Origin of the sequence: Rhodoplanes sp. P11 (genome assembly GCF_964266735.1) — a bacterium.
Lineage (GTDB): Bacteria > Pseudomonadota > Alphaproteobacteria > Rhizobiales > Xanthobacteraceae > Rhodoplanes > Rhodoplanes serenus.
The window spans coordinates 271,570-293,105 of record NZ_CAXWGY010000012.1 but is presented as its reverse complement, the minus strand read 5'-3'; the positions used below and the strand labels follow the sequence as shown (position 1 = coordinate 293,105).

General features: G+C 64.4%; 14 protein-coding genes and 1 pseudogene. 7 read left to right on the top strand and 8 right to left on the bottom strand.

Translation table 11 applies throughout. The features are described from left to right. Positions 1-147: 147 nt before the first annotated feature. Positions 148-732 (top strand): peroxidase-related enzyme, encoded by a 585-nt coding sequence (locus ACFQUV_RS10595; protein WP_129609353.1) that lies wholly within the window; start codon positions 148-150, stop codon positions 730-732. A 32-nt stretch (positions 733-764) separates the two neighbouring features. After that, positions 765-2,519 (top strand): gamma-glutamyltransferase, encoded by a 1,755-nt coding sequence (gene ggt / locus ACFQUV_RS10590; RefSeq protein ID WP_129609354.1) that lies wholly within the window; start codon positions 765-767, stop codon positions 2,517-2,519. Positions 2,520-2,568: 49 nt separating this feature from the next. Here ggt and ACFQUV_RS10585 read toward each other — a convergent pair whose 3' ends face one another. Next, entirely contained in the window at positions 2,569-2,760 is a 192-nt protein-coding gene (locus ACFQUV_RS10585) for a hypothetical protein (protein ID WP_129609355.1), read from the bottom strand. Positions 2,761-3,065: 305 nt separating this feature from the next. Here ACFQUV_RS10585 and ACFQUV_RS10580 point away from each other — a divergent pair, with 305 nt between their 5' ends. From ACFQUV_RS10580 to ACFQUV_RS10560, 5 genes and pseudogenes are all read left to right on the top strand, one after another. After that, positions 3,066-4,394 carry a site-specific integrase gene (locus tag ACFQUV_RS10580; RefSeq protein ID WP_129609356.1) on the top strand — a complete coding sequence of 443 codons (1,329 nt, stop codon included), beginning with the start codon at positions 3,066-3,068 and terminating at the stop codon, positions 4,392-4,394. Continuing rightward, entirely contained in the window at positions 4,391-5,179 is a 789-nt protein-coding gene (locus tag ACFQUV_RS10575; protein ID WP_378394775.1) for a DUF6088 family protein, read from the top strand. The genes ACFQUV_RS10580 and ACFQUV_RS10575 overlap by 4 nt, the downstream gene beginning before the upstream one ends. Continuing rightward, positions 5,176-5,418: pseudogene (locus ACFQUV_RS10570) on the top strand (nucleotidyl transferase AbiEii/AbiGii toxin family protein); the annotation flags it as partial. The gene ACFQUV_RS10575 and the pseudogene ACFQUV_RS10570, both read left to right, overlap by 4 nt. Positions 5,419-6,016: 598 nt before the next feature. Continuing rightward, a complete protein-coding gene (gene ltrA, locus ACFQUV_RS10565; protein ID WP_244601599.1) occupies positions 6,017-7,552 on the top strand; it encodes a group II intron reverse transcriptase/maturase in 1,536 nt (511 codons plus the stop codon). Between the two features lie 132 nt (positions 7,553-7,684). Continuing rightward, on the top strand, positions 7,685-8,434 hold the full coding sequence (locus ACFQUV_RS10560) for a nucleotidyl transferase AbiEii/AbiGii toxin family protein (RefSeq protein WP_129609357.1): 750 nt from the start codon (positions 7,685-7,687) through the stop codon (positions 8,432-8,434). 32 nt (positions 8,435-8,466) lie between these two features. Here the strand turns inward: ACFQUV_RS10560 and brxL are convergent, their stop codons facing one another. From brxL to ACFQUV_RS10525, 7 genes are read right to left on the bottom strand one after another with little or no spacing between them, the layout of a single operon-like run. Continuing rightward, complete coding sequence (brxL, locus tag ACFQUV_RS10555) at positions 8,467-10,515, bottom strand: protease Lon-related BREX system protein BrxL (RefSeq protein ID WP_207211485.1); 2,049 nt, start codon at positions 10,513-10,515, stop codon at positions 8,467-8,469. A 1-nt stretch (position 10,516) separates the two neighbouring features. Then, the gene (gene pglZ / locus ACFQUV_RS10550; protein WP_129609358.1) at positions 10,517-12,799 is read right to left on the bottom strand and encodes a BREX-1 system phosphatase PglZ type B; all 2,283 of its coding nucleotides are present in this window, start codon (positions 12,797-12,799) and stop codon (positions 10,517-10,519) included. Next, entirely contained in the window at positions 12,796-13,254 is a 459-nt protein-coding gene (locus ACFQUV_RS10545; protein WP_107394300.1) for a hypothetical protein, read from the bottom strand. Before ACFQUV_RS10545 ends, pglZ begins: the two co-directional genes overlap by 4 nt. Beyond that, complete coding sequence (locus ACFQUV_RS10540; protein ID WP_107394299.1) at positions 13,251-16,589, bottom strand: restriction endonuclease subunit M; 3,339 nt, start codon at positions 16,587-16,589, stop codon at positions 13,251-13,253. The genes ACFQUV_RS10545 and ACFQUV_RS10540 overlap by 4 nt, the downstream gene beginning before the upstream one ends. A 4-nt stretch (positions 16,590-16,593) precedes the next feature. Next, positions 16,594-20,016: a BREX system P-loop protein BrxC gene (gene brxC / locus ACFQUV_RS10535; protein ID WP_107394298.1), complete on the bottom strand. Its 3,423-nt coding sequence runs from the start codon at positions 20,014-20,016 to the stop codon at positions 16,594-16,596. Positions 20,017-20,027: 11 nt separating this feature from the next. After that, entirely contained in the window at positions 20,028-20,573 is a 546-nt protein-coding gene (locus tag ACFQUV_RS10530) for a DUF1788 domain-containing protein (RefSeq protein WP_107394297.1), read from the bottom strand. Beyond that, positions 20,560-21,402 (bottom strand): hypothetical protein, encoded by an 843-nt coding sequence (locus ACFQUV_RS10525; protein WP_129609359.1) that lies wholly within the window; start codon positions 21,400-21,402, stop codon positions 20,560-20,562. Before ACFQUV_RS10525 ends, ACFQUV_RS10530 begins: the two co-directional genes overlap by 14 nt. Positions 21,403-21,536: the final 134 nt, after the last annotated feature.

The window sequence follows — 21,536 nt, the reverse complement described above, 5'->3', positions numbered from 1 at the left end:
CCTTGGGCCGGGGACGCGCTACTCTAGCGCACGCAATCGTGGCGCGCAGCGGACGGACCGGGTGATGGCGGCTATGCAACCACCGCGAGGGTCGTGCGCCGCATCGAGGCGGCCGCCGGCGCCGTCGACAGACGACAGGAGAGTTTTATGGACGAGACCGCACGCCGCGACGATGACCCGGTGATCGCGCTCGCTCTGCCGGCCGCGCCGCTGAGCGATGCCATGGCAGCGTATTTCGCAAAATGCGACGAGAAGCTCGGCTTCGTCCCCAATGTGCTGCGCGCCTATGCGTTCGACATGGCCAAGCTCGAAGCCTTCGTGGCGGTCTACAACGACCTGATGCTGGCGGCGTCGGGCCTGACCAAGCTCGAGCGCGAGATGATCGCGGTCGCGGTGTCGTCTCACAATCGCTGCTACTACTGCCTGGTCGCCCACGGGGCGGCGGTGCGGGCGCTGTCGGGCGACCCGGTGCTGGGCGAGCAGATGGTGACCAATTACCGCGCCGCCCGGCTGTCGCCGCGCCAGCGCGCCATGCTGGACTTCGCCGTGAAGCTGACCGAATCGCCGTGGACCGTGGCGGACGAGGATCGCGCCGGGCTGCGGGCCGTCGGCTTCTCCGATCGCGACATCTGGGACATCGCGGCCGTCGCGGCGTTCTTCAACATGACCAACCGGCTGGCGTCGGCGACCGACATGCGGCCGAATCCCGAGTACCACGCGCAGGCTCGCTGAGCGCGCCGCGCCCGCCTCCCGAAAGATCAGTCATGCGTCTTCCTGCGCTCGGCGCCGCTGCCGCCCTTCTGCTCGCTCTCGTCCCGGTCGCCGTGCCGGCTCAGCCATCCGTCCGCGACGCGGCGACGGCGCCGAGCGTTCATGCCGGGGCCGTGCGGGTCGAGGCGGTGACGGCCCGCCACGGCATGGTGGCGAGCCAGGAGGCGGAGGCGAGCCGCATCGGCGCCGCCGTGCTGGCGCAGGGCGGCAATGCGGTCGATGCCGCGGTGGCGACCGCCTTCGCGCTCGCCGTCACCCTGCCGCGGGCCGGCAATCTCGGCGGGGGCGGCTTCCTGGTGCTGCACCGGGCCGGCGGCGAGGCGGTGACCATCGACTTCCGCGAGGCGGCGCCGGCCGCCGCCACCGCCGACATGTTCCTCGATGCCGAGGGGCGGGCCGACCCGCAGGCGTCGCGCTTCAGCGCCCGCGCCATCGGGGTGCCGGGCAGCGTCGCCGGCCTGGCGCTGGCGCACGCGCGCCACGGCTCCGGCCGACTGTCGCTCGCCGACCTGATCGCGCCGGCGATCCGGCTCGCCCGCGACGGCGTGCCGGTGCAGGACGATCTCCTCGATTCGCTGCTGCTCGGGGCGCCGCGGCTCGCCCGCTGGCCGTCGTCGGCGCGGATCTTCCTCGGGGGAGACGGCCGGCCGCCGGCGGCGGGCGCCCGGCTGGTCCAGGTCGATCTCGCCGACACGTTGGCGGCGATCGCGGCCGGCGGCCCGGCGGCCTTCTACGAGGGGCTGGTGGCGGAGCGTATCGTCGCCGCCGTGCGGGCGGCCGGCGGCGTCCTCGCCCGCGACGACCTCGCCCGTTACCGGGCGGTGGAGCGGCCGGCGCTGCGCGGCACCTACCAGGGCCACGATCTCGTGGTCATGCCGCCGCCCTCGTCGGGCGGCGTGCATCTCGTGCAGATGCTGAACATCCTGGAGGGCTACGACCTCGCGGCGCTCGGGGCGGGCTCGCCGGCGGCGCTGCACCTCGCCATCGAGGCGATGAAGCGCGCCTATGCGGATCGCGCCGTCTTCCTCGGCGATCCCGACACCGTCGACGTGCCGCTCGCGCGCCTGCTCGCCAAGGACTACGCCGCGATGCTGCGGGCCGGCATCGACCCGGCGCGGGCGACCCCGGCGGCGGCGATTCGCCCGGACAGCCCGGCGCTCGGGGCGGGCGGCCCCGACACCACCCACCTCTCGGTGGTCGACCGCGACGGCAACGCCGTGGCGCTGACCACCTCGCTCAACTTCAACTGGGGCGTCGGGCTGGTGGCGGAGGGCACCGGCGTGCTGCTCAACAACACGCTCGACGACTTCTCGGCGAAGCCGGGCGCGCCCAACGCCTTCGGGCTGATCGGCGGCGCCGCCAACGCACCGGGGCCCGGCAAGCGGCCGCTGTCGTCGATGACGCCGACCATCGTGCTGAAGGACGGCCGGCCCGTGCTGGTCACCGGGGCGCCGGGCGGCAGCCGAATCATCTCGGCGGTGCTCCAGGTGGTGCTCGGCCGCCTCGACTTCGGGCTGTCGCCGGCGGACGCCGTGGCGGCGCCGCGCGTCCATCATCAGTGGCGGCCCGACGAGGTGCTGGTGGAGCCGACGCTGCCGGACGCGACGGTGCGGGCGCTCGCCGCCATGGGGCATCCGGTGCGTGTCGGGCCGGTGTCGGGCTCCGCCCACACGATCGCGGCGACGCCGGACGGTCTCGTCGGGGTGGCGGATGGGCGCTCGCGCGGCGCCGGGGCGGCGGGGCACTGACTGACGCCGAGCGTCCGTCCTTCCGCTCGTCCGCCGGACGTGCCCGTCGTCAGGAGACGCGGCGGCGCGGCTCGACCAGGCGGCCGAGCTGGCGGCGGGCCAGCGCATGGTGCGGCGGCCGCGCGTTGAGGCGGATCGACGTGTTGCTGCGATAGAGCGGGACGAACAGCGGCGCGGTCTTGAAGCGTCCGGCGACCGGCTCGGAGGCGACGGGATCGATGCCCAAACGGCGCAATACCACCGGCAACATCCTACTCGTCCTGAAAAAATATCGGCGGAGACGCCCGAAACCGAGCGGAATTGGAGCGGGCGAAGGGATTCGAACCCTCGACCCCAACCTTGGCAAGGTGCCCGACACGCTTTCGCCATCTTGTCCGCCTTCACGCTATGACGCTATTCTGCACGATAAATCAAACAGTTATCAAGCTTCGATTCCGCCGAACCTATCCGGGAGGTGACCACCGACTTGCTTCGAAATGCTTGGAATCGGCTTCGATAGAGGGTATGGTAGGGTGATTCTAAGCAAATACTCGACAAGGCGTTGATATGGCGAAAGAAAAGATCACGAAGCGGATCGTGGATGCGCTCAAGGCTCCGAAACCTTCCAGAGATGGGGTCAAGGTTCGGGAGCATTTCGTGTGGGATCGCGAGCTGCGCGGGTTCGGCGTGCAGGTCATGCCGTCGGGTCTCAAGAGCTTCGTCATCCAGTATCGCACCCCGGAAGGGAGGAACCGGAGAGCCGTCATCGGGCGCTATGGGCTGATGACGGTCGAAGAAGCTCGCAAGCTCGCCCATGAGAAGCTGGTGGCGGTTTCCAAGGGTGTCGATCCGGTCGCCGAGGAAGCCAAGGCAGCGGGCCTGCTCACCGTCGCCGAAGTCTGCGACTGGTATCTGGCCGAGGCGGAAGCCGGGCGGATCCTCGGCCGCCGTCGGCGGCCGATCAAGCCGTCCACGCTGGCGATGGACCGCAGCCGCATCGAGGCGCACATCAAGCCGCTCCTCGGTCGCCGCCAGGTCGCATCCCTCAAGCTTGGCGATGTCGAAGGTGCGCAGGCGGACATTGCGGCCGGCAAGACCTCGAAGCCTCGCGCGGGCAGCCGCGGCGGCGCCACCACCGGCGGCGAAGGCGTGGCCGCGAGGACCATGTCGACGCTGCATTCCATTTTTGAGCATGCGGTTCGCCTCGGGAAGATCGAAGCCAATCCCGCGAAGGGTGTGCGCAGGCTCGCCAGCGCACCGCGCGAGCGCCGGCTCAGCCGGAGCGAGATCGAACGGCTGGGCAAGACGCTGCGGGCGGCCGCGGAGGAGGGCGAGCATCCGACGGGGCTCGCCGCCATTCGCTTCCTCCTCCTGGCCGGCTTTCGGCGCATGGAAGCGCTCGGGCTGCAGCGCACCTGGCTGGACGAAGAGGAATGCGCCATCCGCTTTCCGGATACCAAAAGCGGCGCGCAGATTCGTGTGATCGGCCAGGCCGCCATCGATCTGCTTCTCGATCAGCCCAAAACCAAGTCCCCCTTCTTCTTTCCGGCCGATTGGGGCGAAGGGCATTTCATCGGCGTGGTGCGTGTTCTCGATCGCGTCTGTCAGAAGGCCGGGCTGGCGGACATCACCCCGCACACGTTGCGCCACACCTTTGCGAGCCTCGCGGGCGATCTCGGCTTCTCCGAGCTGACGATCGCGGCGCTGCTCGGCCATTCCGCCAGGGGCGTCACACAGCGCTATGTCCACATCGACGAAGCGCTCAGGATGACGGCTGACCGGGTGGCCGACGAAATGGCCGACCTGCTCGATGGGCGGGCGACGCCATCGCGTTCTCGCTCCGGACGGCGTGATCGGTCCCAGCAGAAGCAGACGCTGGAGGCGACCGGGGCATGAGTGTCCGAAGTTTGCGGCAAACTTCGGACACCAAAGCAAGCCCTGTTTGTCCGAAGAATGTAGCACTTTTCGGACACGATCTTGCCTTTGTCCGAAAAATGTATCATATTTCGGACATGACGACCTTAGCGCATGATACCGACCTTCGCTCCCGGCTGCTCGCCCGGATCGCCTCCAGCCCGAACGAGGTCTGGACGCCCGGCGATTTTGCCGACCTTGGCAGCCGCGCCGCAGTCGACAAGACCCTGCAACGCCTCGCCGCCGCAGGCGATCTGCGTCGGATCGACCGCGGTCTCTACGATCAGCCCCGCAAGAATGAGCTGACTGGCCGCCCCGCCGTGCCCGATTATCGCGCCGTCATCCGCGCCGTCACCCGCCGCGACCAGGCGCGCGCCGTGGTGGACGGCATGACCGCCGCCAACGATCTCGGCCTCACCACCGCCGTGCCCGCGCGCATCGAGGTGTTGGTTGATGCACGCCTGAAGCCGATCAAGCTCGGCAAGCAGGAAATTCATTTCAAGTTCGCCGCACCCAGCCGCCTCTATTGGGCAGGCCGGCCGGCCATGCGCGTTGTCCAGGCACTGCACTGGATGCAGGACATGCTTGCGCAGGACGACGAGCGCGCCCGCGTCCGGACCGCGCTGCGCCGCCTTTTTGCCGACCCGAAGCACGGGCAGCCTATCCGCGACGATCTGCGCGCCGGACTATCGGCGCTGCCGATCTGGATGCAGGAGTTCCTGCGAGGCCTGCTCAGCGCAACCGATGCGGACGAGGGCCAGCCATGACCGACGCCGCGTACAGGCAGGTCATCGCCGCGTCGCCGGGTGACCGGCTCGATCTGTTTCTCACCACCGCCAATCGGCTCGGCACGCCGGTCGGCAATGTGGAGAAGGATTTCTGGGTCTGCTGGACGCTGAATGCGCTCTATCACGAGCGACCTGCTGGGGGACCTCGCCTCCTATTCAAGGGCGGCACATCGCTGTCGAAAGCCTATGGCCTGATCGAGCGCTTTTCCGAGGACATCGGTGCGCCGTGACGGCGCGGGAGGGTGAAATGACATAATCAAAACCCTCTCAGCTTTGCTGATTTTCGACCGACGGCTGGAATGCCGTCCCTCTCGTAGAAGCAACGAGAGGAAGGGGACCGAAAAGCTGGGTCGGGTGTCGCCGATCCGGTGTCATAAGCAGATCGGTCTGAACTGTACCGGACGGGAACCATCACTACCGGGTCGGGCTACCGCAGTGTCCATGGTGAGACAACGAAGTGCGTGGTGGAAGCCTCTGTAATATCCGAGAAGTCTCCCAACCGTGATGGCGGGGGCGACAAACATGCGATCAGACATGGCAGGGCTCAATGTTCCCTGCTGAGGAGTGCGGAAATACGCACTCGGAACGGGCGAGCTTCTTTGAGACCGTTCTCCGTATCGCCAGGGGTATAGCGCACCACCTGCAGACACAAAGGTTGGAAATCGGAACACGGGAACCTGAACCGTCTGCCCGGCAGGAACCGGGCTAGCCGCGACGACCGGAGACGGGCGCGTTCAGGGGCGGAGCCTTCGTAGTAGTCGGAGTCCGGGAAAGCCGGACACATGGCGAAGGGAGGCAGGAAGACGATTGGTTGGCATGACGGGGAAGCGATTTGTGGACACAGATCATCGAGCTGATGAGGCTTGGGTACTCGACGTGCAGCGCCGACTATATCAGTGGAGTAAGGCAAATCCCGGCGATCAATGGCGGGACATGTGGGGCTGGTTGACAGACCCGCGCATGTTGCGCTGCGCTTGGCATCGCGTGTCGTCCAATAAGGGCGGCCGCACTGCTGGCATCGACGGGATGACCGTAGGACGCATCCGGAAGAAGGGAGAGCAGGGCTTTCTCAATGGACTTCGGACTGAACTGCGCTCCGGCGCATATCGGCCCAGCCCGGCGAAACGCAAGCTCATCCCCAAAGCCGGTAAACCGGGGCAGTTCCGGCCCTTGGGCATTCCCACGGTCAAGGACCGCGTGGTTCAGAGCGCGGTCAAGATACTTCTGGAGCCAATCTTCGAGGCGCAGTTCTGGCATGTCTCCTATGGGTTTAGGCCCGGACGGAGCACGCACGGCGCTTTGGAGCACATCCGCAGGGCAGCCCAACCGCACAAACGCGGCAGGGATAGCCGGCGGCACGGGATGCCATATCCGTGGGTGATCGAAGGCGACATCAAGGGCTGCTTCGATAATATCAATCATCACTATCTGATGGAAAGGCTGCGCAAGCGCGTGGCTGACCGGCAGGTGGTCGGGTTGGTCGGGCAATTCTTGAAAGCCGGCGTGCTGGCAGAAGAGCAGTTCTTCCGCACGCAAGCCGGCACCCCGCAGGGTGGAATCATCTCGCCGTTGCTCGCCAACATTGCGCTCAGCGCGATCGAGGAGAGATATCAGCGGTGGGTGTATCCGGATCCGAAGGGTAAACCGTCGACCAGACAATCAATACTCGCGGCGGCATCGGGTAGACGTTTGTGGGACCGCAAAGCAGGACGCTGTGTCTGTTTTCCCATACGCTACGCGGACGACTTTGTGGTGCTGATCTCGGGATCGGAGGAAGATGCTCTCGCGGAGAAATCCGCGCTGGCGCAATACCTTCACGAGGTAACAGGCCTTGAGTTGTCACCGGAAAAGACGAAGGTCACTGCGATGACGGAGGGATTCGAATTCCTCGGGTTCCGTTTTGTCGTGCAGTGGGACAAACGCTACGGTTACTGCGCACGCGTGCTGATACCAAAAGCCAAGTCCAGCGACCTTCGTCGCAAGGTCAAGGAACGCACGGGGCGCAACTGCACCTTCGGCACCCTTGGCAGCAAGCTTCAGGAACTCAACCCCGTCCTGCGCGGATGGGCGAATTACTTCCGTTTCTGCTTCGGGGCGAGCAAGGTGTTTACCGGTCTCGACTGGTACACCGGCGATCGCCTCTGGCGGTGGCAGCGGAAACTTCGTCCACACGCCAACGCAGGTGAAATTGCAAAAGGCCGACAACGCAGCCGTCGCCGCCCAACCGTTCGGCTGTGGCGCGATGGGCCTGTCGAGCAATATATGCTCGCATGGACACCTGTCAGTCGGTTCCGCCTTGCGTGGATGGGAACGCCACACTTCGCCATGTCTTCTGGCGAGCCGGATGCATAACGAAAGGTGCATGTCCGGTTCTGCGAGGGGTGGTGAGAAACGGACCGTCGCGAGACGGCACCGCGCTCGCCACCTACTCTACACGTCACCGTCTTCCGCGACGACCTCAATGAGGCCGCTTCGGTCGAGGAACTGGAGGCTCTGTCGAACAAGAAACGTCGCGCCAGGCTCGATGCTATCCGGGACGCGTGCCGTGCCTATATCACAGGCCCGCTCCACGAACTTCTTAGCGCGCGGCTCGCCGAGGCAACCAATGGCGCCGGGCGCGTCGAGATCGACGAAGCCGATCCAGACGGACAGACATTGCTCGTCTGGTATCCCGAAGTCGAGCCGCGCGACGGCACCTATGTGCGACCGGCCGTGCGCATCGAATCCGGCGCAAAGTCAGCGCTCGATCCCAACCGTCCCACTACGATTCGACCCTATGTCAGCGAGGAGGCTGATGGACTCGACCTAACCGTCGCCGGCGTCACCACGATCGAAGCCACCCGCACCTTCTGGGACAAGGTGGTGATTGCCCATGGCTTGCGCCGCTGGTACGAACGGCGCGGTGTTCTCCGGCAGGAAGGCCAGCGCGTGTCGCGACACTATTACGACCTCCACTGCCTGCTTGGCTCGGAGGTCGGAAAAGCGGCGCTTGCAGATCGCGATCTTGGCGCAGACTGCGTGCGCCACGCGCGCATGTTCTTCGACCGCCCCGACTATGATCTGGCCTCCGCCACCCCGGGCTCATTCGCTATCGCACCTATCAACGGAATGGTCGAGGCGCTCAGTCGCGACTATGCAAACACCACGGCCATGATCTTTGGGGTCGCTCCTGGATTCGCGCAGATATCGGCTTCCGCCTTCCAAATTGAGCGGGTCATAAACAGCCGCGTTTAGTCAAACCGATTGCACTACAACCTGCGAAGATATCAGTCATGCAGTGCTTTGCGCAGGGCATCCGGCGCGTCGGCGTAGAAGAGAACTTGAACCTTGGTGGCTACATCGTCCGACAAGTCGATCAAGGCCCTGCGACTGGATACGGGCACGAGGACGGCGTTGGCGCCTTTCTCCATTGCGAGCTCGATTACGTCGATCGGGTTGTGGATCGGTTCGATAGAGCCGCCCAGGGTAATTCCGCCGGCGATGACCAAGCCACCCTTCAAGGGCTTGCCGAGCAAGGCGGAGCAAAGCCCGACGAGGACGCCGACGCCAAGTTGCTCGCCGCTCTTCGCGGCGTCGAAGGATCGAAGCTGGAGAGCAAATTCGTGCTCGCGTGGATTGCGCTCGCCGACGAGTTCCCGTGACCTTGCATAGAGGTTCTGCTCCGCGATGCGCGCGCTTTCCCGGAACGGGCCGGGGGGAGACTGGTTCAGGATGCGAACGCCACCGCCGGGGCTTTCGGTCACTTCGATACGGAACAATCCCGTACTTTCATCCTGGCCGCCCGGGCTGATCGCCCAGACCTGGCCGGCAGGTAGAGGGTCGGAGCCGATGCTGTCCTCACTCTGCAACTCCGGAGTCGAGACGAACTTCTCCACCCCGTCCAAGCCGATCACGTAGCTGAATTGCGTGTTGCGAAACTCGGCCGAGCCGATGCGCTTCTGCTGCTCCTTCACGCGACGGCGAACTTCCAGGGCGAGACGTACTGCCCATTCCAAATCGTCGTCCGGCACGGCGACGGTCGGATCGGGATAGAGAAGCTTCAACAGGCCGGAGACGGTCTTATTGACCGCATTCTGATCGCGGCCGGAAAGGGCGCCGCCGAAATGCACGCGCCCCTGGAGCACGTTGACGCGGCTTTGCGAGCGAAGGCCCGAGAAGCACTCCGCGAGAACATCGCTGACGAGGCCGAAGCGGTCGGTGAACAGCTCCTTGCTTATCTTGGGCACGTCCCATCCCGGCAGGTAGCAGTGGATGCGGTCCATGAAGGCCGTGTCGTTCCGCATCTCCGGCGGCATAGGTCCGAACAGGTGCCCCACCCGCTGCTGGTGCTGCACGTCCACATCGAAATTGCCGACCATGACGATACTGCCTTCGGCGCGGATGCTCTCCCGGCCGCGTGAAAACTCGCCCGACTCCATGTAGCCCTTCATGATGTTGACGCCGTCCTTCTGATCGAAGGAAATGCCCGACACCTCATCGAAGCAGACGACGTCGTACTGGCAGACAAGGCCGCGCTGCCCATTCGCCATGTTAACGAACATGCGCGCGACCGTGGCCTTTCCGCCGGAAACGAGGTGCGCATAAGGAGAGACCTGTTGGAAGAGATGGCTCTTGCCTGTGCCGCGCGGGCCGAGTTCGATGAGATTGTAGTTCCGCTCCACGAACGGGATCATGCGGAGCAGCGTCGCGTCTTGGGCGCGGGTGCTCAGAGCAGCGGGCTCTAGGCCGATGCTACGCAGGAGGAAGTCCTTCCACTCGCGTGTGGTCAGTTGGCCGCGGCCAGCGGCGATCTTCTCCAGAATGTCGCGTGTCGATAGCTGAATTTCACGGAGGCTGAGGACTTCAAACGGCCTGCCGCCCTTCTCTTGCGCGATACTCGCGTCGTAGCCGAGTTCGATCTCGGCATAGAAGCCGCCCGTCAGCATCCGCTCATGATCCAGGACGATCTTGTCCGAGATGCGCACGTCGTTCAGGCGGAGGCTAGGCAGCGTTGCCAGATAGCTGTCGGTCTTGGCGTCGAGCCGGGCAGTGATGATGTCGATGATGCGGACGGAGCCGCGGTCGCGCGCCTTAGACTTGAATAGCTCCTCTTCGCCCGCGCGCACCGTCCGGTCGGAGAGTTGCGACTGCACCATCTGGAGACCTTCCTCGATCTCCTCGGGCACGGTGCTGGCGCAGTAGCGGCCGAGCATGAACTCGACAACATAGGTCGGCACGGGGAACTGGCCGCGAAAACGGCGCACCAGATCCTTGCGTACGATGTGGCCCGGGAAGGCTTCCGCCGCCTTGCGATCAAGGTCGTCGAGTTCGATCACGTCAATCCTCCCCGACCGTCAGTGTACGGTGGGCCAATACCCGACCGTCATCATCCAGCACGACAAGGCATGCGGCTTCACGCTCGTGTTCGTCGCTGACCAGGAAGGACGTGCGGCCGCGCTCGTCCAAGACCCGGCCGCCCTTGATCAGGCTCGGTCCGCTGGTCTCCGAACCGAGGCGCAGATCGATGCGGAGGTCGGCACCGCCGGTGACTTCGACGCGCAGGCGCAGTCCCTCCCATCTGGTTTGCCCAACATTGACTGCCCGCTTTGCGCCATCGCTCGCCACCTCCAGGACGGGCAGGATGCATTCCTGCGGGCTGACGCCGCCATGCGCGTACTCATAGCCCGCATAAAAGGACCGCGCCCCTGTCGCCGTCGCTACCGAGACCTCGGGGTTCCAGGTCCACGGAACCTGGAGATAGGACGTTTGCGCCTTCGCTTTAACCAAGGCGCAGCGTGTTCGCTTGCCGTTGGGCTCCACCAGACCGACATCAAGTGCCGCGTGGGGTAATCCGTCCGGCATCAGCAGCCAGCCATGGTCGGTGACGATGCGAAGGCTCCGCCCGGACCGCACCAACTGAAGGATGCGGTCGGCCGCATCGCGGATGCCGGCCGAGAGCCGCTCGGCAAGGCGCGCACCCAGCGCGTGCCCTTCTTCGTCGAAGCGCCCTGTCTCCGCCCAGAGCTTCACGTCGGGAAGGAGGGCGTTACCTGTCTCCCAGCCATCCGCTTCCATCAGCTTGAAGAGCACGGGTTTCGTTGCCGGCTTGCCCTCCGGGGAGAGCGGCAGAACGTCGGATGTGGTAGGCGGACCGTTGAGCAGGGACGCCACTGGTGAGACCATCGGCTTGCACGTCGCGGTCACGGTCGGAAACCCGGACCACATCCAGCCCAGCGAAACCTTCACGCCCTCGGCTTCGAGGCGGCGGACGAGCTCGCGGGCAAGGTCCATGCGCAAACCGTCCACGAACAAGATCGTAGTGGCGTCAGGACCAGGCTCGGACGGAGCGGCGAGCTTCACTTTGCCGACCCGGATCAGCTCCTGGAGCGCGACTGCTCCCTGTTCCATCCAGGGCAGATAGACCGCACGCAGTGCGGCGGCTATGGCCTCACGGTCGAGCTCGCGCGGCGCCGCTGCGAGCGCGCGCATCGCGGCCCAATCCACATCGGCGCCTGCCGCGACATAGGCTTCGGCCAATGCGTTGCCCTCATGGCCCGGCAGAGGCCTGGCTGCCGCGACCTTCACGAGGAAGGAGAGGGCCTGCGCCAGGGGCGCTTCGCCGCGCCGCGCCCAGACCGTCTCTCGCCGCCAGGCATGTTCTTCGTCGAGCCCGGCAAGCTGCTTCCTCGCGGCTTCTGGCGATAGGTCGGCAAGCGACAGAAGCGCTTCCCTCAGCTTCTTCTCGTCCTGAGCATTCAGGCGCGGATAGGAATCCCGGTTCTCAGAACGGTCGAACAGCGTTCCCGGCTCTTCGAGACCGAGATAGGTGACGACGTTCTCGAACCCGGTAGAGGCGGCGAAGCGCGCCCACACCTCCGCCCACCGCCCTGCGCGCTTGGCTAGACGCCGCACGGCATCTTGCGGGGACAGCTTGCGCGGATCAAACTTCAATTGTTTTTCGGCAATGGTGGCGAAGGCCGCGAAACGCGCCGGATCGCCCATCTCGGTGAAGGCGCCGTCGATCCAGTCGAGCATGTCGGCGGCGAGGTCAGGGGCAAGCAGGGCGTTGAGCTGGTCTGCGCTCCAGCGTTGGCCGCGCAGCTCCTCGACGGGGCGAGTGCAAAAGCGCAGCGCCGCGTGCGAGAGCGCTGCACGGGTCGCGTTGTCGTCGGCAATGCTGAGTTTCAGCGGTCCACGTTCGGAGGTGAGGAATCCACGCAAAGTCCAGTCCTTGCCGTTGACATGCCCGAACACGGTGCCTGCCACCGTGAACCAGACCAGCGGCTGTAGGAGAGGCGGGCAGTCGTCGGCGCCCTTCAGCGTCTCGCGGGCGACGCCGGGCAGATAAAGAATCGCCGTGGTACCCTCGGGAATATTGACGGCGGGAACGGCCCCGGCAACGGCAGCTCGCAGCCAGACCGCCGGTCCCGTCCGTGTCCCCGAATCGAACTCGCCGTAAGTCAGCAGCTCCGGAAGCCGCTCTCGCAGCGTGGGCAGAAGTGGCTCGAACTCCCGGTTCGCGTCGCACCACACCACCGCCTCCGGCGGCGCCTCGGCCGCCGCGTTGTAGCTCGCGGCGTCATGCAAGGCGGTGACGAGGGCATCGAGAGGCGTCGTCATGCGGCGGCAACCTCGAACTGGCGTGCGACATCCTCAGGACCATGCGCTACCAGCGCCAAGAGGATGCGGTCGCATTGGGAGATCAGCTCGGGATCGCGATTGGGGCGGAACGGGATTTTTCCACCATGGAAGAGGTTGTTTCGCACGGTCTTGACACAGTCGATCACGAATGCCCAATCGTCCCGCGGCTCTATTGGCCTCCATTCGTGCCGGTCCGTTTGCTTGTTGGGCGGAGAGTCCCATAGATACTGGTGCGCGGCCTTCAAACCGTCGGGAAGAGGCTGCCCTCTCATCGCCTCTTTGAAGGCGCGCCAGGATGGCTGATAGGCGCCGTATTGGATCGCCCCGAAGCCTCCGGCCTTCATGGCGAACTCCAAACGGGCAAAGTTCAGGAAGTACCCTAGCAGCAGGTTTCTTAGCGCCTCGTCTTGGGGCCAGCCCTCCCACCGATTCATTTCGCCGCCTCCACCCGTTTCGTTGCGGCCTCACGCGCGGCGCGCTTCTCGGCCAGTGTGGTGTGATGGTCGTTGCGGCGCTCACCGTTGAACACGTCGTACCAGGGGGCTGAGGGGACATCCTTTCCGCGATCCTTGTCCTTCAGGATCTTCGATAGGTCATGGGTCAAAACGCCCGCGATGATGAAGGGGCGGATATTCTGGCGCACACCATCGTCTAGGTCGGGGTCCCAGCCGAGCGGCTGCTGGGCGAGCGATTTCCAGCGCACGAAGATGTCGTAGGGCTTCTCGCCCTCCAGAATCTTCTCCAGCTTCTGTTGCAGCTCTCGTCCCTTCTCGTAGCGGAGCTGGTTGCCCTCCGCCTGGGCGCGTGCCAGCCAGTCGCCGAGCATGGTGTAGGTCAGCTTGCGCAGGGCGGCCTGGTCGAAGCGGTTGTAGTGGACGAAGACCGAAAAGCCGTCCTTCAGCCCGTCCCAGATGTGCCAAAGGAAGGGGCGCTGGCCGAACAGGGCACAGTGTTGGCGGAAGGCGCGGTCGCGCAGCCAGGCTTCGAGCGAGCCGTCACGGGCCTGCTTCTTGTCCAAAACCTCGTCTCCTTCTGCGACCAGGCGGCGCTCCAGAGCGTCGGACCAGTCGGTGCCGAATACGGCGGCGAGATAGGCGCGCAGACGGTCTGCCAACGGCTTCTCGCCGGCGACGGCCGGGACGCCAAGCAGGCCGTCATTGTCGCCAGCCGGGAGTTCTGCAGCTTTCGCGATCCACGCTCGCGCCTCGTCGGATAGGCGCATGTCGGGATCAGCTTCTGCGGGCCAGCGGTAACCGCCGAGACGCGCGAGCGCAGTAAGAAGCGTTGTGCCATGCTCTGCAGGCTTCGGATGCCCGTGAAAGATCCACTGTGTAGGATCGTTTGAAATGGGTTTGGGAAGCCCATTGGAATGGCGGTCAGAGGCCACCTTCTGCCAATGCTTTATATCAAACGGTACTTTTGCTAGCACAGCATTGTTTGCTTTCATGCTGGGCTCTATTCTTCTCACTAGCTTTTCGTACTCCGGTGATGCGCAGAACTCCCAAATCGCACTTGCATGTTTTGGGTCAATTGCGACGAGAGCTGAGACATTGCTGTCAAAAGCTTCGCCAAGATAAATCGAAGCTTGCAAGCTACTCATTTGGCTCACCACGCATCCAGCGCGACCGTGAGCCCCCAATCCTTGCAATCGCGCTATATGGCGCCCGCCATTGCTGAGATCGACTACTCCGTCGAGACCGCCAAACGATTTTGTTCTTTCAACAGTTGTCTGAATAAAGCGCCATTTGTCAGATGGAAGAAGGGGCTCCCAAAACACGCGACGATATCGTGGATCATCTCCCGTCTTTATTCCCTGGTAACTCTGCGCAAATGTCTCTAACAATCGGCCACTATTGAACTCTCCCAGGATAATTCTCGCATCTGGGTTCTTGATTTGCTGGGACTGTTTGAGCTCGGATGTTCGGCCGAGCTTCAGATTGATTTGTTTTTCTGTAGCGCTCTCCTCGTTGTTGCAGTCAATTCCAATAAAAACAGCATCAGATGTGGGGTTGTGATTCGAAATTGATACAAGAACTGTGTTAACGACTTCGCCAGAAATCGTCTCGAACGCTTTCGATCCCAGAGCGCACATGAAATCGAGTTTTTGTTGATCAAGTATCTGTATGCGGAAAAGTTGATAACTGCCTAGGAACGTCCAACTTTGTGGCGTCACCGCGCAGTACGTTCCGCCTTTGGACGCGAGTCCTCGCATGCGAGCGATCATTGCCGAAGCCAAATCGGCTTTTGCCGCTTCGAAGCGGCGCGAGATGTAGTCCGCTAACGCTTGGTCCTGTTTACCGCGACCAAGATAGGGGACATTTGTCGACTGAAGAACGTATGTACGATGCAGTAGCGCGGCGGCGTCAGCCATACCCCGAGCTGCAACGACGCCCTCAACCTGCTCAGGCTCAGCTTTTCGTGCCTTTGCCAGCAACGGTGTGAGAAGCCGCTCTATCATCCGCAGCTTCTCTGCTTCAAAGAGATCGCCGCCGGCAGGCTCTAGGAGGGTTCCGAGCACCGGCGCTTGAGCGAATAGGTCGTGGAGTGCCGCTAGAGCATATTCAAGTTCCGCATCACCGTCTGCAAGCGCAACGAAATCCCGCTTCGGCAGCGGTGGCGGAGCCCCGACCCACGCAATGTGTGGCAACGGTAGAGTCTGCCATCCGCCAATGCGCCAAGCTGTAAGCGCCACAGCGAAGGCCGCGATCTGCACGCACCGCCCGTCGATCTCCAGCCCATGAAGATTGTCGCGCAACACGGTAGCGATGGCATCGGCGGGCGACAGATGCTCCTCGGCCTGCCTGAGCGCCGCGAGGATCGCCAGCGCCTCGGTCAGGAAATGCCCGGACCCACAGCAAGGGTCGAGCATTGTGATCGCCTTGGCCTCCTTCGGCCAGCCTGGGTAGGTGCCCGCCGCCGGCCGCCAAGGACCATCGTCGCCCTCACGCACGAAGCGCAGCATCTCGAAATTGTAGTCGGGCAGCGAACACGCCGCGCGCAGTTCGATCTCGTCGGCCGCGGTCTGCGCAAGCGCCGGATCGGCCGCAAGCACCTTGCCCGCCCACCAGGCGCCTAGTGTGTTGTGCAGGAGGAAGCGCACCATGTAGGGCTCGGTGAAGAGCTGCGTGACAGCCGGGAGCTCGTCTGCCCCGATCTTCACCCCCGACTTGTTGACCGTGTCCTTCTCCGCCGCACGCCAGAACTGATAGGTCCAGCCGAGGCTGTCCTCAGCCTCAAAAACGGACGCATCGAGGTCCGTCACCAGCCGATTGAGGGCCTGCGTGTGGACCGGGTCGAACTCGACAGCAAGCACCGGGTCGTCCAGCCGGAACACGCCGGGCAGCATGGCGGCCGCATAGCGTTCCGCCACCGCCCAACCATCGGGCAGCCCTTCTTCCTCGGCAAGTTCGCGGCAATCCGCGAGGGTCACCGGGACGTCATGCTGGGGATGGCGCAGCAGGTCCCGCTCGGCCAGGAACCGCGCGAACAGCATGCGGTGCCAATGAGCATAGGCCGTCGCCTCGACCAGGCGCTTGGTCTCTTGTGTTTCGGCCGCGCGGTCAAAGCCATTGCCGAGAGCGCGGGCGTGCGCTCGCAGCCGCCGACGCAGATCCTTCTCCGCATCGTTCAGGTAGGGGGGCGCCTTGCCGTCGGCGACGCCTAGCCGCTGGATTGCATCGCGCGCACCTTCCTCGGCTACGTCGCGTGCCTGCCGCACGGCCTTTTCCAGCGCGCGGCGGAGGGGGGTGGGGAGGTAGCGGTCGCTCATCTCGTCACACCTTCGGGATCACGGGACCGTCGCCCAGCGCCTTGGCGATCCGCTCGCGGACCCTGGCGAGCCAGTCGTCGAGTTCCGCCTCGCTCTTCAGTAGCGCGCCCGGCAGGTTCACGGCGCGCGCCTTGGGCTCCAGCAACGCGGCGGCGGCGGCCAGCGCATCTTCGATGCGCGCCGGCAGCGCCTTCACCATGTTCTCCCATTCCGACAGTCCACGCTGCGACAGCGCCTCAGCGATCGCCCGTGGCGTGTCTACGGTCGGCTTGGTCACCATCAGCAGCCCGCATTCCTGGCGGATGCTATGCTTCTGTTCCGGCGACAGCTTCGCCCAGGTTGGGTCGTCGGCGAGCCGCTGCTCACCTTTCTGCCATGCCGCCTCCCAGGCCGCATAGGCGGCGTTGAGCTTCGCCCGCAACGTCTCCGCCGCCGCCGAGATCAGGGGCGGGACCGGATCGGGGTCCGCGAGCAACCGCCGTCCGTCCCGCAGGTCGTCGAGATCACCCTGTTGTTCCGTGGCGCCCAGGGCGACCAGACGTTCCGCCAGGCGCCAGTTGGGCAACCGGTCGCCGATCTTCTGGGCGGCCGCCTTCCATGCCTTCAGCTTGTCGCGCAACGTTGCCGCGTCCGCCGCGAGGGCGGCAAGGAGGTCATTGCCGGAGAGCCCCTTGTAGGAGGCAATGTTCGGCACCGTCTCCGGCTCCGGCGCGGGCGGCTCGCCACCGGACTGTCGGGCGGCCGTTTCGAGGCGTTCGAGAAGCGCCGTCAGCACCAAGTGTTCCTGGTTGTTCTCGAACGCGATGCCCGCGTCGGTCAGCAGGCCACGTACCGGCATACGTTGCGCGATGGTGATGATCGTCGTCTCGCCGCGGAAAGTGCAGGTGCCGAGCTTCTGGCGCGGCAGATCGGGAAGCGAAGCGGGCTTCCCATCGTCACCGGTGACGCGGACCAGCCCCGCGTTGGCCAGGACGATGAGCGCACCGTCGACGGTGTCCTGCGACCAGCCATAGGGCGGGCTGGTGAACTTCGAGCGCAGGTCCGAGCCTTTCCGGCCGGGGCCGAGCTCGGCCAGCAGCGCCTTGCACACGGGGTGGTTTTCCGGCGCGCCGGCGTGATCCACCGCCTTCATGGCGTCCGGGTCCTTGCGCATCGCCCGGTCGCGCACCTTGTCCCAGCCGGGGTGATCGCCGTCGGCAAACTGCGGGTAAAGGCGGGCAAGCGCGTTGGTCGCCCCTTCCTTCACCGCCTCGCCCGGCGCGCCGGCAATCAGCTTGCCGCCCGCCTGATAGACACGGGCCTGCGCCACCGCTTCGCGGACAATTTCCTTGGCGACGGCCTGCGCCTTGTTCGCACGGGATTGCATGGCGGATTGGGCCTCGCGCCCAGCGTCGGTCTGCGGCACCCCGCGCACTTGCAGGACGTGCTCAGCGGCGCGCCAAGTCGTGAGCGCCGTCGTTAGTTCGTTGTCGCGTGTCGGATGACGCGGGATAAGCAGATGAACGGAAGGATCCGATGTCGATGCCGCCGCGATGTCTTTCTCCACCGTCGTCAGGTCTTCGTTCCACCCGCTCCTCAGCCGCAATGGGATGCCATCTGCCGGAGCCTTGTCGTCGGGACGCAGTCGGTGGATGCGCCGTTGCTGACGGCTGGAGCCGTGCGTCACGCCAGCGGCGCCTGCCAAGGCGGTCTCGATCGCCTCCTCGAGCAGCTCGCGTCGTGACCGGGTGAGTCCCGACTGATCGGCCAGAATGGCCTTCTCTTCGCTGCGATACGCGGATTCCCATTCCGCGCTCTCTTTCGTCTGCAAGCGCCATTCACCGCCGACCTCGATCACCGCCCCGTCGGCTTGAAGTTCATGCAACAAGTCGGGCACTTTGCGGCGCAGTTCGTCTTCTCCGGCGAGGTCGACGATCAGAAGGTCGGCGATGGTCTCCGCTTTCGCACGGACGCCATGGTGGTCCGCCTCCGGCGCGATGCGGCCGAGCATGTAGACCAGCATGAGGATGCGCGCCTTTAGCTGATCCTTGTCCGGTCCACTGCGCAGGGATTCAATGCGATTCCGCGTCTCGCCCGGCAAAAGCCCGGCGTTGTACGCCTCGGTCGAGAACCGTCCGTAGAGGAAGTCGACCGGCACCGCGTGACCGAGCGGCTTATCGCCATAGGTGCGCGCCGCGTCGAGCGTGGTCCGCAGTTGCCCCCGCAGCGTTCCGCCAAGACCGGTGCGGTCGAGTTCGCGCAGGATGCGCTCCCAGACCCGACGACGAGAAGGAAGCAGCGGCCAGTCGAGCACTGCGTCGTCGTCGTCCTGCACCGTGTGCGCCAGACGGCTGCCGCGCAGGTGCCGGCTGATCTCGCCCGCATTAGCGTTCAGCATGCCGCGAATGGGCTTTTCGGCGCCCGTTTTCTTTCGCAGGACGGTTTTTCGGATGACCGCATCGACATCCGCTTCGCCGAGCGCGATCTGCACCGGGAACCGGTCGAGAAGCTTTTGCAAATCCTGAACGTCGCTCAGAGCCTGTTGACCGGTCGCGACGAGAAGCACGCGGCCGTCGAACCGACCGGCCAGCCGTTCAGCTATCGTCTGAATCTTCAGCGTCAGACCAGGGTCTTGCCGGATGAATTGCTGCACTTCGTCGAGCACGATCAAGGTCAATGGCAACTCGGTTCGACCCAGCATGAGGGCTTGCCGAACCATCGTTTCGAGGAGATCGACGGTGACCGCTGGCGGCTCGGGGAACTGCGAACGGAGCAGTCCGCTTAGGTCCTTTGGCGAGCCCGCGAGATCCGGTTTCTCTTTCAGCACTGCGGCGCCGAAGCGGGGCGACAGAATGAAGTTGCGAATGTCGGTATCAAACGTGCTGCCCAGCGCCTTGCGAACACTGTCCAGTATGCCGAGATCGGCCAGCCAGAACGCGACCTGGGCCGCGCGAAGATCGCTTGGCAACCCAACTGCCCGCAGCACGATGCCAAGCGTGGCCTCGGCCGGATCCGAGGGACCTGTGCCGAGCGTATCGCCCGCTGCCACAACACCGCCCGCCCGCTTCGCCGCGATGCGCAACTCTTTCAACGGTGCTGCCACCTCTGGCGGTAAATGATGGATCAGCCCTTCGGCCGTGGCACCGTCGGGAAACTCCAGGTTCGTCCACAATGCGGCGAGCATGCTCGCAAGGTGGGACTTGCCGGAGCCATAGAACCCGGAAATCCATACCGCCGGCGCGCTGCCGCCTCGGCCAACGGACCCCAGGAATGCCTCCAGGATTCGAGCGAGGCCGTTGGCATAAGCGCCGTCGCATACAAAGGTAGTGAGCTCTCCGCGCAGCGTTTCCAGAGCTTCCGAAGCCGGCGGGAACGAAATCTTGGCGACACCCTGATTGGCCAGTCTGTATTCTGCCGGATCGGTATGGAAAGTTTCACGGTTAAGCATGGCGTCGCCCCTCACAATGCGTTGTCAGCCGGGATCGGGATGGCGTGATAATTCCATCCGTCCCGTGCATCGAGCAGACGGTACACGCCGGCGGAGTGTTTGCCGGGGAATCCGACAAGAAGCCGCCCAGAGATGGAGTCCGCGACACGGCTGATCAAAGTCGAGACCCGCGCGACACCGAACAGCGCACCGCAGCCGTCCACGGCCAGGATGTCATTCGCGGTGCAGGAGCGCAGGGCATCCTTCAGTTCGTTAACGAGACTGTTCTCAATTTCAGGCAGGAGCCCTCGGATTTCAGCAGGTTGCTCGACCAGCGCATCGAAGAATTCGTGCTGCCCAATCCAGGAACCGAACCAGCCCGAGAGGGAGACTTGTCGCCAACCGTGCCCGGCCTTGAGCGTCGCATGCTCGAACTCCGCAAGACGACCCGTGAAACGACGTTGGAGCGACTTGTCGTACCAGACGATCCAGACGCGGCCCGCGGGAGGCGCGTCTTCGGCCCAAGGTAGCCTGACTTGCTTGCTGTAGGCGGCGAGGATGTCGTCAAACGTATTCAAGTTCCGGCACCCCCAATGCGGTCGCCATCGGCTGGCGGACGGATATTTCGGTCACATCGCCGGCTGAGCGGACGCGAGCTAGCCCGATAGCTTCGGCTCGCCGCAATGCGTCAAGAGCTTGTTCCGGCGACAGGTCCAGAACCATCATCCAGCCGGAGCTCAGGATAGCCGGCCCGCCGAAGCCGGATGCAGTCGCAATGAGTGCGGCCAAAGCGACTGTCGTTGGAGTGGGCGTCACTCGCTGCCGTAGTTTCTTGACAGCGCCCTTCAGATGCCCACTCTGGGTCCATGACGAGGCACAGTTCTGAGCGAGAGACCGCAGCATCTTTTCGCTGAAGCGTTCGGGAAAGGCTGCGACGAATGCCTCTTCAAACAATGGCCGTTGCAGGCTTTGCCCCACGGAACCTGTCATGACGACAGGTGCTGTCTCCCGCAGCAGCGGGTCACGCGCCAAAGCAACGAGCAATGCCCGCAAGCGGCGGCCCTGAATGTCGCCTTTCCACGTCCTCATGAGCGCCTTCGTCAAAGGCGGCTGATCAACGAGCCCATAGAGCGAGGCCAAATGCCTAAAAGTCAGCCGCCTTGTGTTGCTCGTCGCCTTGCCGATTGCGTTCTCATCGATAGCGGCCGATCGAAACTCTTCCGGCGTCGATGCGCCAGTGCCGATCAGGGCTTCGAGTTCGCGGAACATCATCGTCTTGGATTGATGCGCTCCGCCCCCTGAGAGCTTCATGCCGAACAAGGAAAGCTTAGCGTCTTCGGCACGTGCGCCGCACCAAAGTGTAGTCTTTTGTTCAGTTCGGGTGAGCGATCCGCCATTGCTCGCCATATCAGTCCTAGTTCGAAGCGCGAGCATAATGCAATCCAACCCACACCACGCCCGTATTCACTTCATGGGCAATATTAACAAATATCCCTTTGAACAATCGCCGCCTAAGCTCCTGTTTCAGATTCGAGTCGGGC